The following is a 13,478-nucleotide window of genomic DNA, read 5'->3' as shown; positions in this document are numbered from 1 at the left end:
AGCGCCGCTGGCGGCACCGACGCAGGCGGAGTTCGAGGAGATGATCCGCGACATGAAGCTGCACGACTGAGCAAAGCGGAAAGCCCTTCGTCTTCGAACCAGCGTCCCCTGAAATGAAACAGGGCGGCGCCGAAGCGCCGCCCTGTCCCTGATTGCCGTTGCCGGCCGCTTACTTCACGAGGTCGAAGCGATCGGCGTTCATCACCTTGGCCCAGGCCGCGACGAAGTCGTTCACGAACTGCTCCTTGGCATCCGACGCGCCGTAGACTTCGGCAAACGCGCGCAGCTGCGAGTGCGAGCCGAAGATCAGGTCGACGCGGGTGCCGGTCCACTTCACCGCGTTGGTCTTGCGGTCGCGGCCCTCATAGAGGCCCTCGCCGACATCGCTCCACACCGTGCCCATGTCGAGCAGGTTGAGGAAGAAGTCGTTGGTCAGCGTTCCCGGCTTGCCGGTGAAGACGCCGTGCTTCGACTTGTTGGCATTGGCGCCGAGCACGCGCAGGCCGCCGACCAGGACCGTCAACTCCGGTCCGGTCAGCCGCAGCAGCTGGGCACGATCGACCAATGCCTCCTCGGGCAGCATGGCCTGGGGCTTGCCGCTGAGATAGTTGCGGAAGCCGTCAGCCCGCGGCTCGAGCGGGGCGAAGGAGTGGGCGTCGGTCTGCTCCTGCGACGCGTCGGTGCGGCCCGGCGTGAAGGGGACCTTCACATTGGTGCCGCCGTCCTTTGCCGCCTTCTCGATCGCAGCCGCGCCGCCGAGCACGATCAGATCGGCGAGCGAGACCTTCTTGCCGAACTCCTTCTGGATGGCTTCGAGCTTGGACAGCACAGTCTTGAGCTGCGCCGGCTCGTTGACATCCCAGTCCTTCTGCGGGGCGAGACGGATGCGCGCACCGTTGGCACCGCCGCGCTTGTCCGAACCGCGGAACGTGGAGGCCGAAGCCCAGGCGGTCGACACCAGTTCGGACACCGACAGACCCGAGGCGAGGATCTTCGCCTTGAGCGCCTCGATATCCTTGTCGTCGATCACGGCGTGATCGAGCGCCGGCACCGGGTCCTGCCAGATCAGCGTCTCCTTCGGCACCAGCGGGCCGAGGTAGCGCTGGATCGGGCCCATGTCGCGATGCGTGAGCTTGAACCAGGCGCGGGCGAAGGCGTCCGCGAACTGATCCGGATGCTCGTAGAACCGGCGCGAGATCTTCTCATAGGCCGGATCGAAGCGCAGCGAGAGGTCGGTGGTCAGCATGGTCGGGACGTGCTTCTTCGACGGGTCGAACGCGTCCGGAATGTCGGCCGCCGCGCCCTTCGCCTTCCACTGCTTCGCACCCGCGGGGCTCTTCGTCAGCTCCCACTCGTACTTGAACAGGTTGTCGAAGAAGTGGTTGCTCCACTTCGTCGGCGTCTGGGTCCAGGTGACCTCGGGGCCGCCGGTGATCGCGTCGGCGCCGACGCCGGTGCCGAACTTGCTCTTCCACCCCAAGCCCTGATCCTCGAGCGCGCCGCCTTCCGGCTCCGGCCCGATCAGCGACGGATCACCCGCGCCGTGGGTCTTGCCGAAGGTGTGGCCGCCGGCGATCAGCGCAACGGTCTCCTCGTCGTTCATCGCCATGCGGAAGAACGTCTCGCGGATGTCCTTCGCGGCGGCGACCGGGTCGGGGTTGCCGTTCGGGCCTTCCGGGTTGACGTAGATCAGGCCCATCTGCACCGCGCCGAGCGGCTCGGAGAGCTGACGCTCGCCGCTGTAGCGCTCGTCGCCGAGCCAGGTGCCTTCAGGACCCCAGTACAGCTCTTCCGGCTCCCACACGTCGGCGCGGCCACCGGCAAAACCGAACGTCTTGAAGCCCATCGATTCCAGCGCGACGTTGCCGGCGAGGATATAGAGGTCGGCCCACGAGATCTTGCGGCCGTATTTCTGCTTGATCGGCCAGAGCAGCCGGCGCGCCTTGTCGAGGTTGGCGTTATCGGGCCAGCTGTTGAGCGGGGCGAAACGCTGCTGACCGGCACCGGCGCCACCGCGGCCGTCGCTGATGCGGTAGGTGCCCGCCGAGTGCCAGGCCATGCGGATCATCAGGCCGCCGTAATGGCCGAAGTCCGCCGGCCACCACTCCTGCGACGTCGTCATCAGGGCCGTCAGGTCCTTGATCACGGCGTTGAGGTCGAGGGTCTTGAATTCCTTGGCGTAGTCGAACCCCTTGCCCATCGGATCCGACAGGCTGGAGTTGTGATGCAAGACCTGAACGTCCAGCGACTTCGGCCACCAGTCACGATTCGTGTGTCCGCGAGGGGCTGCCGTGAATGGGCATTTGCCCGCGCCTTCGTCGGTTTTTGCGTCCATGTTTCTTCTCCGAGGTGATGGATTCTGGAATGTGCTGGAGCTCTTCCAACAATGATTCTACGCGCCTCAATCCATCAGGTGAAATTGACTTTAATGATCGCGGCAATAAGATAATCTGATGATAAATGTCACACTCCGGCAATTGAGGTATTTTGATGCGCTGGCGCGGCACGGGCATTTCGGGCGCGCCGCGGATGCCTGCGCGGTGTCGCAGCCGGCGCTGTCGATGCAGATCCGCGAGATGGAACAGGCGGTCGGCGGCGTCCTGATCGAACGCAGCGTGCGCCAGGTCACCCTGACGGCGTTCGGCGAGGAACTGCTGCATCGCGTGCGCGACATCCTGCGCTCGGTCGACGAGCTCGGCGACTTCGCGCGCGCCTCGCGCGACAAGCTCGCCGGACGGCTGCGCGTCGGCATGATCCCGACGATTGCGCCCTATCTGCTGCCGAAGGTGATCGAGACCCTGGCGCGGCTGCATCCCGAGCTCGACATCCATGTCCGCGAGACGCTGACGCCGAAGCTGATCAAGGAGGTCGCCGAGGGCCGGCTCGACACCGCGATCGTGGCGCTGCCGGTGTCGGAGCCGTCGCTGACCGAGGTCGCGCTATTCTCAGAGAATTTCCTGCTGGTGCGGCCGGGCGAGGATGCCAAGACGCCGGTGCCGAGCGCCGAGATGCTGCGCGAGATGCGGCTGTTGCTGCTCGAGGAAGGCCACTGCTTCCGCGACCAGGCGCTGTCGTTCTGCAACATGCAGTCCTCGCCGCCGCGCGAGGTGCTGGATGCGAGCTCGCTGTCGACGCTGGTGCAGATGGTCGGCGCCGGCATCGGCGTCACCCTGATTCCCGAGATGGCGGTGACGGTCGAGACGCGCTCGGCACCGGTCACGGTGTCGCGCTTCAAGCACCCGCAGCCCTCGCGCACCATCGGCATGGTCTGGCGCAAGACCTCGCCGCTCGCCTCGCAGCTGCAACAGATCGCGGACGTCGTCAGCCTCGCCGCCCGGGAGTTGCGCGCGCCGAAGGAAGGTGGCGCGAAGGAGCCGGCGAAACGCGCAGGGCGAAGGAAGGCTGGGTGATTGCGATTGCGTTGCGGCAGGACATATTCCTCGTTTGAGGCAACACGTCGCGCCACATTCACAGCCGTCGTCCTGGCGAAAGCCAGGACCCATAACCACCGCATTTGATTGTGAACGGGACCGTGGGCCCCAGCGTCGCGCAACGACGCGCATTTGGGGTAATGGGTCCTGGCTTTCGCCAGGACGACGATGGGGACGGTTCTCGATTCAAAACATCGGCGTCATCAACCCGCGCATGCGCGTGACCTGCCCGCCCCTCACTTCTCCAGATACTTCTTCATCTCGGCGATCAGGCCGTCGCGCAGTTCGGGGCGCTTGAGGCCGAAGGCGATGTTGGCGCGGAGGAAGCCGGGCTTGGAGCCGCAATCGTGGCGCTCGCCCTCGAACTCGACGCCGTAGAATTTCTGCGTCTTGGCGAGCCCGATCATCGCATCGGTGAGCTGGATCTCGCCGCCGGCGCCGCGCTCCTGCGTTGCCAGGATGTTGAATATCTCCGGTTGCAGGATGTAGCGGCCGGTGATCGACAGGTTCGACGGCGCGGTGCCCTTCGGCGGCTTCTCGACCATGCCGTCGACCTCGAAGATGTTGCCGGTGCGCTTGCCGACGCCGCAGATGCCGTATTGATGGGTGAGCTCGTCGGGCACCGCCTCGACCGCGATCACGTTGGACTTCTCGCCAAGCTTGTTGGCGGCGTCGATCATCTGCTTCAGGCAGCCCGGCGTGTTCAGCACCAGCTCGTCCGGCAGCACCACCGCGAACGGCTCGTTGCCGACGATGTCGCGCGCGCACCACACCGCGTGGCCGAGCCCGAGCGGCGCCTGCTGCCGGGTGAAGCTCATCGCGCCGGCCTCCGGCTGGTTCTGCGCCAGGATGTCCTGCTCGGTCTTCTTGCCGCGCTGCGCGAGCGTGGTGTCGAGCTCGAACATGCGGTCGAAATGATCCTCGATGACGCCCTTGTTGCGGCCGGTGACGAACACGAAGTGCTCGATGCCGGCTTCCCTCGCTTCGTCGACCACATACTGGATCAGGGGCTTGTCGACGATCGTCAGCATCTCCTTCGGCATCGCCTTGGTGGCAGGCAGCACGCGGGTACCGAGACCGGCGACGGGAAAGACGGCTTTGCGGATCTTCATGGGATTATCGGGAGCCCTTGAAATGGGTGGGACGACGGCGCGAAATGAATCGCACCTTGGTACCTCGTTTTGCAGCCGCCAACAAAGGCGGATGTGTGGTGCGGCTTAATTCCGCCGTTCCCGTCAGCCAATGCGGGCGGCGACGAAATCTCGCCCATGTTAAGTTATTGGAAACCGTCCCGGGTCCTTCTGGAACAGCACGTTTTTTGACAGGCACACGACAAATGCGCTCGATGGGAACATCACGGACCAGGCTTTTCAGCGCGAGCCTGATCGCGCTGGCGCTGCTGCTGCCGGGCAGCACGCAGGCTCAATCGGCGGGCAACGGCCTGACCAACCTGATCGACAGCATCTTTTCCGGACCGAATGCCGCAACGCCGCCGCAGGCGCGACCGGGCAGGACGGCGCCGCGCCGCCGTGGAGCGGGGAAGACGGCGCCTCCGGCCATCCGCTGATGACCGCTGCCGCGATCCGCCAGGCGGCCTCGGACTTCCCGAATTGCGTCGCCGCGATGTGGCCAGATGCCGCACGGCGCAACATCACGCAGCAGAATTTCGAGCGCTTCACCGCCGGCCTGCAGCCCGACCTGCGCATCATGGACCTCCTGGATTCGCAGCCGGAGTTCACCAAGGCGATCTGGGACTATCTCGACATCCTGGTCAGCGATGCGCGGCTCGCCAAGGGCCGCGAGATCCTTGCCAAATACAAGCCGCAGTTCGACGCGACCGAGAAAGCCTATGGCGTCGACCGCTATATCATCGCGGCGATCTGGGGCATCGAGTCGAACTATTCGACCCAGATGGGCGATCGCAGCGTCGTGCAGTCGACCGCGACGCTCGCCTGCATCGGCCGCCGCCAGGCCTATTTCAAGGACGAATTCCTGTCGGCGCTGGAAATCCTCAACCGCGGCGATCTCAGGCCCGAGCAGATGCGCGGCTCCTGGGCCGGCGCATTCGGCCCGACCCAGTTCATGCCGACCGCGTTCAAGCGCTATGCCGTCGACGGCGATGGCGACAGCCGCCGCGACGTCGTCGACAATCCCAGCGACCTGATCGCCTCGACCGCCAACAATCTGAAGAAGGACGGCTGGCAGGCGGGCGCGAGCTGGGGCTACGAGGTCGTGCTGCCGCAAGGCCTGAACTACATGCTGGCCGACCGCGCCAAGGTGATGCCGCTGTCGCAATGGGAGCAGCTCGGCGTCAAGCGGCCGAACGGCCAGCCGTTCCCGCGGTCATCCGACAAGGCCTATCTGCTGGCGCCGGCGGGCGCCGAGGGGCCGGGCTTCCTGATGCTGCAGAACTTCCGGGTGATCATGAAGTACAACCCGGCCGAGGCCTATGCGCTCGCGATCGGCCATTTCGCCGATCGGCTGCGCGGCGGGGCGCCGTTCGTGCAGCCCTGGCCGCGCCAGGAGCGGGTGCTGTCGCGCGCCGAGCGGCTGGAACTGCAGCAGCTGCTGGCCCAGCGCGGCTTCTACAAGGGCACACCCGACGGCCAGTTCGGCGGCCAGACCCGCGAGGCGCTGCGCGGCTTCCAGGTCTCGATCGGCGCCCCGGCCGACGGTTTTGCCACCTCCGAGGTGCTGGAGCGGCTGCGGGGGCGGTAGGGCTGCGGGTTACGGCTCTTGCTCCCACCTCTCCCGCTTGCGGGGAGGTCGGATTGCATCGAAGATGCAATCCGGGTGGGGGCTTTCTCCGCAGAATGACTGGTCCCATCGCGGTGACCACTCCCACCCCGGCCTCCCCCGCAAGCGGGAGAGGGAGTGCAGTTCCGTCGCGGCAACCGCCCAGCCCCCCGCCCCCGAAAGTAACCGTGAAATCCGATATTTGCCGCCCGCCTTGACGGCGGCCGGAGGCACCCGATTTATGGTGGAAAAGCTGCCCGCTTGCGGCCCGATTCCGCTAGTATGCTCACGTACTTCCAGATCATTTGCGACCGAACCCGATGCGAGAGCCGAAGTCCTTCCTGCGCCTATTCACCGAAGCCGGGCCGTTGGTCGCGCTGGCGGTGGCGCTTGCGCTGTTGATCGGCATTGCGCAGCCGGCGTCGGCGCAGTTCTTCGGCTTCCCCGGCTTCGGTGATGCACCCCAGCGCCGCGCGCCGCCGCCACGAAGCGGCGGTGGTGGCGGAGGCGGCTGGTTTGGCGGCGATTTCTTCGCGCCGTTCCAGCAGCAGCACCCGCAAGCTCAGCCACAGCAGCAGCGGCCGCGCGAGGATTTCTCGCGCGCGCCAGCGCCGGCCAAGCGCGAGGCCGCCGCCGAGCGCAACGTACTCGTGATCGGCGACGCGATGGCCGACTGGCTCGCCTATGGCCTGGAGGATGCCTATTCCGACCAGCCCGACATGGGCGTGATCCGCAAGGCAAAGACGGTGTCCGGCCTGATCCGCTATCAGCCCAAGGGCGACCCGGCGGATTGGGCCGCCGCCGCGAAGGGCATTCTCGCCACCGAGAACCCCGACGCCATCGTCGTGATGCTCGGCCTCAACGACCGCACCGCGATCCGCGAACCGGTCGTCGAGAAGAAGGTCGACAAGAAGGACGAGAAAAAGGACGCGCGCGGCAAGTCGGACGCAAAGCCTGGCGACAAGCCCGATGCCGCCGCCAAAACCGATGGCAAGACCGATAGCAAGGCCGACAATAAGCCGGCCGAGACCGAGCCGGCGGCCGACGACGCCGAGAGCGACTCGCAGGCCGCGCCGGAAAAGACCGCGCGCTCGCCCAACGGCCTCTATGACTTCCGCGACGACCGCTGGGTCGAGCTCTACGGCAAGAAGATCGAGGAACTGATCAACGTGCTGAAGAGCAAGGGCGTGCCGGTGCTGTGGGTCGGCCTCCCCGCGATCCGCGGCCAGAAGGGCACGTCGGACATGCTGTTCCTCGACGCGCTCTATCGCGACGGCGCCGGCAAGGCCGGCATCACCTATGTCGACGTCTGGGACGGCTTTGTCGACGAGGCCGGCCGCTTCATGCAGAAGGGCCCGGACTTCGAAGGCCAGCCGCGCAAGCTGCGCTCCGATGACGGCGTGTTCTTCACCAAGGCCGGCGCGCGCAAGCTCGCCCACTATGTCGAGCGCGAGGTGACCCGCCTGCTCGCGGTGCGCTCCGGCCCCATCGCGCTGCCGAGCGAACCGGCAACGCCCGAGACCAGCACCGAACCCGGCAAGCCGGCGCCGCGGCCGCTGGCCGGCCCCGTGCTGCCGCTGGTCGCCTCGACGGTCGGCACCGATCAATTGCTCGGCGGCCCCGGCTCGCGGCCGGCCGCGGTCGATGCGCTCGCCGCGCGCACCCTGGTGAAGGGCGAGGCCTTGGCGCCGCCCGCCGGCCGCGCCGATGATTTCGCCTGGCCGCGCCGCGAGATCGGCCGCGAGCAGGCCAAGGGCGACGTGCCGGTTGCTGCGGTGGCGCCGACTGCACCCGCGACGGGCGGACCTGCGAATCCGCCGCCCTCGACCACGGCGATCGCGCCCGACGGTTCGATCATCACCGCGCCGAAGCCGCAGAAGCGCGTGTTCCGTCCGGCGCAGGCCCAGCCACAACAGCAGCCGCAGACGCAGCCTTGGCTGCGTGACTTCTTCGGCTTCGGCGCGCCGCAGCAGCGCCCGCTGGTGGCTCCGCCGCGTCCGCCGCGCAGCGTCGGACAGCGGGCCGCAGGGCCGGGGGCCCCCTGGCAGTAAGCGACGGCGGTAAACGACGCTACATCCACGTCATTGCGAGTCACCCGGTCGGCGCAAAGCGCCGCCGGATGACAGGCTCCGCGAAGCAATCCATCGCTCCGCAAGCGGAGAAATGGATTGCTTCGTCGCTTCGCTCCTCGCAATGACGGTGGGTGAGATGTCCTAACCGTAATAGCGCCAGCGTGACGGCGGCGGGCGGCGCGGCTGGCGCGTCATCAACAGCGCCAGCGCAAAGCCGATGCCGCCGGCGATCAGGAGCGCGCCGAGCGGATTGTCCTGCACCGATCTTGCCATCGCCTTCTGCCCGCCGCGGATGGTTTCGCCGCGATGCTCATACGCGTCCTTGGCGTAGTTGACCGCGCTATCGGCGGCGTCGCGCGCGGCATCCTTGGCCTGGCCGTAGAGATCCTGCACGGTGCCGGCGGCTTCGCGCGCGCGGCCCGATGCTTGGGTCTCCGCATCGCCGGTCGCATCGCCGACGGCGCCTTCGGCCTTGCCCGCGAATTCTTTCGCCGTTCCGAAAATCCGATCCTTGTCCATCACATCTGCTCCCTGAAATTGTCAGGGAGCCAACCGCGGAACCTCGCGCAGGTTCCTGTAGCTTTCTGGAGCTAGAGAATGAGCCCGCCGTCGACGACGATGGTCTGTCCGACGATGTAGGACGCAAGCGGCGAGGCCAGGAACAGCGCGGCGCCGGCCATGTCGGCGGGCGTGCCGAGACGCTTCAGCGGAATACGCTCCAGCGCGCCTTCGAGCCGCTTTGGATTCGCGGTCGTCGCCTTGGTCATCTTTGTGTCGACGAGGCCCGGCGCGATGCCGTTGACGCGGATGCCGTTCTCCGCCCAGGCCTCGCCAAGCGTGCGCGTCAGCCCGACGGCGCCGGTCTTCGAGGCGTTATAGGCCGGATTGCCCATGGTGGAATGATAGGCCGCGGTCGAGCTCACGATGATCAGCGAGCCCTTCGCGGCGCCGAGCATCGCGTGGAATTTGGTGGCGCAGGCCATCAGGCTCATCAGGTTGACCTCGAGCACCTTGCGAAAACCCTCCATCTCGAATTCCCCGCGGCGGTAAATCACCGCGCCCTGCGCCAGCACCAGCACGTCGAGCCGATCGAACGCCGGAGTGAGGCGTTCGATCGCCTGCGGATCAGAGACGTCGAGCTGCGCATAGGCAAGGCCGTCGAGATGCGAGCCCTCCTCTTTCGAATAGTCGCTCGCCTGCGCGCGGGTGCCGTACACGGCCACGCGCGCGCCCTTGGCGCGGAAGGCCTGCGCGATGCCGTTACCGATGCCGCTGGAGCCGCCGACCACCAGTACCTGCTTGCCGCTGAAATCGAGCTCGTTCATCGCGTTCCTCTCTCGTGCTGTTTTCTTGATTGAGCATGATCCTTTCCGAAAAGCCAACGCAAAAGCCCACGCAAAACTTGCGTTAACGCGCTGCGCGCGCGCCGATAAGGGATCACCGGTTTGACGTCTCTCTCGATCGGTGCCAGCGTTGCAGCTCGCATAACGCAAAAAAATCAACGGGAGGTCCGTCGTGTCCGAATTCAAGCAGCTCAGCCGTTCGGTGAAGGGCCTCACCGTTCTCGTCACCGGCGCCGCCAGCGGCATGGGCCGCGCCACCGCACGCGTGTTCGCCGATGAAGGCGCCAATGTCGCGGTCACGGACCTCACCGAAGACGGCACGCAGGCGGTGGCGAAAGAGATTTCGGCGAACGGCGGCTCGGCAAAGGCCTGGACGCTCGACGTCAGCGATCGCGACGCCATCACCAGGGTCGTCAACGACGTCGCCGCGCATTTCGGCGGGCTCGACATCATCGTCAACAATGCCGGCATCTCGGTGCGGGTGCCGATCGACGATCCCGGTTATGAGGACGCCTGGGCCAAAGGCATCGCCGTGATGCTGACGGCGCACCCGCGCATCATCCGCGCCGCGCTGCCATATCTGCGCAAGTCGCGCTCGCCGCGCATCGTCAACATCGCCTCGACCGAAGCGCTCGGTGCAACAGGCCTGCACAGCCCCTACTCCGCGGCCAAGGGCGGCGTCACCAGCCTGACCCGCTCGCTCGCGGTGGAACTGGGGCGCGAAGGCATCACCGCGAACTGCATCTGCCCGGGCCCGATCCGCACAGGGATTACCGACCGCATCTCCGAAGAGCACAAGACGCTCTACGCCAAGCGCCGCACCGCGCTCGCGCGCTATGGCGATCCGGAAGAGGTCGCGCACATGACGCTGAGCCTGTGCCTGCCCGCCGCATCCTTCCTGACCGGCGCCGTGATCCCTGTCGACGGCGGGTTGATGGCGCGGAATGCCTGACCCGCGCATCACTGCGAAGCGTTGACAGCGCGCACGTCGGGAGTAGCCTTCTCGTCAAAGGAAGCGGGACAACCGCCCGCAAAGCACGGGGAGATTTACGCCATGACGGTCCTGATCCGCCAGCTTCACAAGCATTTCGTCGGCGAGGTCTCCGGCGTCGATCTGCGCAAGCCGCTGACGAAGCAGGAAGCGACCGACATCGAGGCCGGCATGGACAAATACGCCGTGCTCGTCTTCCACGGCCAGGACATCACGGACGAACAGCAGATGGCGTTCGCGCTGAACTTCGGCGAGCGCGAGCACTCGCGCGGCGGCACCGTGACGAAGAAGGAAGACTACCGCCTCTCCTCCGGGCTCAACGATGTCGGCAACCTCGGCAAGGACGGCAAGCCGCTGCCGAAGGATCATCGCACCCATCTGTTCAATCTCGGTAACTGCCTGTGGCACTCCGACAGCTCGTTCCGGCCGATCCCGGCGAAGTTCTCACTGCTGTCGGCGCGCGTGGTGAACCCGAAGGGCGGCAACACCGAATTCGCCGACATGCGCGCGGCCTATGACGCGCTCGACGACGAGACCAAGGCCGAGATCGAGGACATGATCTGCGAGCACTCGCTGATGTATTCGCGCGGCTCGCTCGGCTTCCTCGACTACACCGAGGAAGAGAAGCAGATGTTCAAGCCGGTGCTGCAGCGCCTGGTGCGCACCCATCCGGTCCACGGCCGCAAGTCGCTGTATCTGTCATCGCACGCCGGCGCCATCAGGGGCATGAGCATGCCGGAGGCGCGGCTGTTGCTGCGCGACCTCACCGAGCACGCAACGCAACCGGAATTCGTCTATGTCCACAAATGGACCCTGCATGACCTCGTGATGTGGGACAACCGCCAGACCGTGCACCGCGTCCGCCGCTACGACCAGTCGCAGCCCCGCGACATGCGCCGCGCCACGGTGGCCGGCACCCAGCCGACGGTGGCGCAGGAAGCGGCGGAGTAACGCCGCAAAACAGCTGTCGTCCCGGGCAAGCGCAAGCGCGACCCGGGACCCATACGCAAGCGCGACCCGGGACCCATAACCACAGGACGCGGTCGTTGCGCGACGCTGTGGCAACAGCGAACTCCATCACACCATGCGGTGGTTATGGGTCCCTGCTTTCGAAAGCAGGGACGACACCGGTGATGTGGGAAGGCCGTTCTATCGCGGCGGCAGGTTATTACGCGTGCCCGGCGTCGTTGGAGAGCATGCCGGCCTCGATGCCGATCTTGCGCAGGGCCCGCGCATATTTCTCGTCGACGTCGGTGCCGAAGATCAGCTCGGGATCGGCGTCGCAATGCAGCCAGCCATTGTGCTGGATCTCGTTCTCGAGCTGGCCCGGCGCCCAGCCGGCATAGCCGAGCGCGAGGATGGCGTGCTTGGGGCCGGCGCCCTTGGCAATCGCCTTCAGGATGTCGACGGTCGCGGTCAGCGAGATGCCGTCGTCGATGTTGAGCGTCGCGTCCTGGATGTAGAAGTCGCTGGAATGCAGCACGAAGCCGCGGCCGGTGTCGACCGGGCCGCCCTTCATCACCTTCATCATCTCGGCATTCTCGGGCAGCTGGATCTGGTCCGACTTCTCGATGATGTCGAGCTGCACCAGCAGCCCCGGGAAATCGATGCTGCCGGCCGGGCGATTGACGATGATGCCCATCGCGCCTTCCGACGAATGCGCGCACATGTAGATCACGGAGCGCTCGAACCGCGGGTCGTTCATCACAGGCATCGCGATCAGCATCTGGCCATCGAGATAGCCATCATCGGTGGCGTGGGGACCGACGGCCGGGTTTCTGCCGGCGGCGGTCTTGCGAGTCTTGCCTGTTTTGCCTTCAGGGCGCATCCGCAAAGGCCTTTCCTGCTGATTTGGCATCCTGATATTGGGTGGCGGTTCTGTCAATCAACCATCGGCCGCAGTGCGGCGATGCATCACAAGCAATTCAATGGTTTGCACCGAAAGTTGCAGGTAAAGACGTCTCATGATCGTCACAGTTCCCATGCGTGCCGCATTTGGCGTTGCCGCCTTGATTTCCGTCGCATCCGTAGCCGCGGAGGTTCGCGCCGACGACGCCTCGCCGTGGCAGCAGGACACCCATTCCGCGGTGCGGTTGCTGGCGGGATCGCGCAGCGGCGCGGTGCTGCTCGGCGGCATCGCTTTCCAGTTGCAGGACGGCTGGAAAACCTACTGGAGGACGCCGGGCGATTCCGGCGTGCCGCCGCGGTTCGATTTCTCGAAGTCGGACAATGTCGATGCAGTCACGGTGATGTGGCCGGCGCCGCGCCGGTTCGACGACGGCGCGGGCGGCACCTCGCTCGGCTACAAGCATCAGGTGGTGCTGCCGCTGCGCATCGTCGCGAAGAATCCCGACAAGCCCTTGGTGCTGCGCGCCGACATCAGTTACGCGGTGTGCGAGAAGCTGTGCGTGCCGGTGGAGGCGAAGGCCGAGCTGGCGTTCGCGAGCGTCGCCTCGACCGAGGACGCTGCGCTGTCGGAAGCGCTCAACGCGGTGCCGAAGCCCGCCAATATCGGCGATCCCGCCCCGTTCACGATCCGCGACGTCAAGCGCGACGGCAACAACGTGCTGGTCGACGTCACCGCGCCGGAGAGTAAGGACCTCAGCCTGTTCGTCGAGGGGCCAACGCCGGACTGGGCGCTCCCAGTGCCCAAGCTCGTTGAGCACGCGCCGCCGGGCGTGAAGCGCTTCTCGTTCGAGCTCGACGGCCTGCCGCCCGGCGCCAAGGCGGACGGCGCCGCGCTGAAGCTGACCCTGGTCGGCGGCGACAAGAGCTACGAATTCAATATCAATTTGAACTGACGCCCGCCTCTCCTATCGTCGTCCTGGCGAAGGCCAGGACCCATATTCCGCGGCGGCTGTTCGAGGCAGGCTGGGGCCACAGCGTGCTCCCAAGCAACATTTGT

The 13,478-nt window shown here is 66.2% G+C and carries 10 protein-coding genes and 1 pseudogene; 6 read left to right on the top strand and 5 right to left on the bottom strand.

The window, feature by feature from the left end:
* Window positions 1-169: 169 nt before the first annotated feature.
* On the bottom strand, window positions 170-2,335 hold the full coding sequence (gene katG / locus AKN84_RS43005) for a catalase/peroxidase HPI (RefSeq protein ID WP_050426387.1): 2,166 nt from the start codon (window positions 2,333-2,335) through the stop codon (window positions 170-172).
* A 118-nt stretch (window positions 2,336-2,453) separates the two neighbouring features.
* On the opposite strand from katG, the gene AKN84_RS43000 reads away from it, so the two are divergent.
* Window positions 2,454-3,410: a hydrogen peroxide-inducible genes activator gene (locus AKN84_RS43000; RefSeq protein ID WP_050426386.1), complete on the top strand. Its 957-nt coding sequence runs from the start codon at window positions 2,454-2,456 to the stop codon at window positions 3,408-3,410.
* A gap of 257 nt (window positions 3,411-3,667) precedes the next feature.
* On the opposite strand, the gene galU is transcribed toward AKN84_RS43000, so the two are convergent.
* On the bottom strand, window positions 3,668-4,543 hold the full coding sequence (galU, locus tag AKN84_RS42995) for a UTP--glucose-1-phosphate uridylyltransferase GalU (protein ID WP_050426385.1): 876 nt from the start codon (window positions 4,541-4,543) through the stop codon (window positions 3,668-3,670).
* 224 nt (window positions 4,544-4,767) lie between these two features.
* Here galU and AKN84_RS42990 point away from each other — a divergent pair.
* Window positions 4,768-6,149, top strand: a pseudogene (locus AKN84_RS42990) (lytic murein transglycosylase).
* Window positions 6,150-6,487: 338 nt separating this feature from the next.
* Complete coding sequence (locus AKN84_RS42985; protein WP_050426384.1) at window positions 6,488-8,218, top strand: SGNH/GDSL hydrolase family protein; 1,731 nt, start codon at window positions 6,488-6,490, stop codon at window positions 8,216-8,218.
* A gap of 162 nt (window positions 8,219-8,380) precedes the next feature.
* Here the strand turns inward: AKN84_RS42985 and AKN84_RS42980 are convergent, their stop codons facing one another.
* A complete protein-coding gene (locus AKN84_RS42980; protein WP_050426383.1) occupies window positions 8,381-8,758 on the bottom strand; it encodes a CsbD family protein in 378 nt (125 codons plus the stop codon).
* A gap of 71 nt (window positions 8,759-8,829) precedes the next feature.
* Window positions 8,830-9,564, bottom strand: coding sequence for an SDR family NAD(P)-dependent oxidoreductase (locus tag AKN84_RS42975; protein ID WP_050426382.1), 735 nt, complete (start codon window positions 9,562-9,564; stop codon window positions 8,830-8,832).
* A 190-nt stretch (window positions 9,565-9,754) separates the two neighbouring features.
* Between AKN84_RS42975 and AKN84_RS42970 the strand changes: the two genes are divergently transcribed.
* Both AKN84_RS42970 and AKN84_RS42965 read left to right on the top strand, forming a co-directional pair.
* On the top strand, window positions 9,755-10,534 hold the full coding sequence (locus tag AKN84_RS42970; protein WP_050426381.1) for an SDR family NAD(P)-dependent oxidoreductase: 780 nt from the start codon (window positions 9,755-9,757) through the stop codon (window positions 10,532-10,534).
* A 102-nt stretch (window positions 10,535-10,636) separates the two neighbouring features.
* The gene (locus tag AKN84_RS42965) at window positions 10,637-11,524 is read left to right on the top strand and encodes a TauD/TfdA dioxygenase family protein (RefSeq protein WP_050426380.1); all 888 of its coding nucleotides are present in this window, start codon (window positions 10,637-10,639) and stop codon (window positions 11,522-11,524) included.
* Between the two features lie 217 nt (window positions 11,525-11,741).
* Here AKN84_RS42965 and AKN84_RS42960 read toward each other — a convergent pair whose 3' ends face one another.
* The gene (locus AKN84_RS42960) at window positions 11,742-12,401 is read right to left on the bottom strand and encodes a YqgE/AlgH family protein (protein ID WP_050426379.1); all 660 of its coding nucleotides are present in this window, start codon (window positions 12,399-12,401) and stop codon (window positions 11,742-11,744) included.
* Between the two features lie 136 nt (window positions 12,402-12,537).
* On the opposite strand from AKN84_RS42960, the gene AKN84_RS42955 reads away from it, so the two are divergent.
* Window positions 12,538-13,374 carry a protein-disulfide reductase DsbD domain-containing protein gene (locus AKN84_RS42955; RefSeq protein WP_050426378.1) on the top strand — a complete coding sequence of 279 codons (837 nt, stop codon included), beginning with the start codon at window positions 12,538-12,540 and terminating at the stop codon, window positions 13,372-13,374.
* Window positions 13,375-13,478: the final 104 nt, after the last annotated feature.

Origin of the sequence: Bradyrhizobium tropiciagri (assembly GCF_001189845.1) — a bacterium.
Taxonomy (GTDB): domain Bacteria; phylum Pseudomonadota; class Alphaproteobacteria; order Rhizobiales; family Xanthobacteraceae; genus Bradyrhizobium; species Bradyrhizobium tropiciagri.
The sequence above is the reverse complement of the archived record's forward strand: the minus strand, read 5'-3'. Positions and strand labels throughout refer to the sequence as shown.

What these genes read in the sequence shown, in the direction of transcription:
- galU (WP_050426385.1), bottom strand. Translation starts at nt 4,543, where the DNA reads ATGAAGATCCGCAAAGCCGTCTTTCCCGTCGCCGGTCTCGGTACCCGC.
- katG (WP_050426387.1), bottom strand. Translation starts at nt 2,335, where the DNA reads ATGGACGCAAAAACCGACGAAGGCGCGGGCAAATGCCCATTCACGGCA.
- AKN84_RS42955 (WP_050426378.1), top strand. Translation starts at nt 12,538, where the DNA reads ATGATCGTCACAGTTCCCATGCGTGCCGCATTTGGCGTTGCCGCCTTG.
- AKN84_RS42965 (WP_050426380.1), top strand. Translation starts at nt 10,637, where the DNA reads ATGACGGTCCTGATCCGCCAGCTTCACAAGCATTTCGTCGGCGAGGTC.
- AKN84_RS42985 (WP_050426384.1), top strand. Translation starts at nt 6,488, where the DNA reads ATGCGAGAGCCGAAGTCCTTCCTGCGCCTATTCACCGAAGCCGGGCCG.
- AKN84_RS43000 (WP_050426386.1), top strand. Translation starts at nt 2,454, where the DNA reads ATGATAAATGTCACACTCCGGCAATTGAGGTATTTTGATGCGCTGGCG.
- AKN84_RS42960 (WP_050426379.1), bottom strand. Translation starts at nt 12,401, where the DNA reads ATGCGCCCTGAAGGCAAAACAGGCAAGACTCGCAAGACCGCCGCCGGC.
- AKN84_RS42980 (WP_050426383.1), bottom strand. Translation starts at nt 8,758, where the DNA reads ATGGACAAGGATCGGATTTTCGGAACGGCGAAAGAATTCGCGGGCAAG.
- AKN84_RS42975 (WP_050426382.1), bottom strand. Translation starts at nt 9,564, where the DNA reads ATGAACGAGCTCGATTTCAGCGGCAAGCAGGTACTGGTGGTCGGCGGC.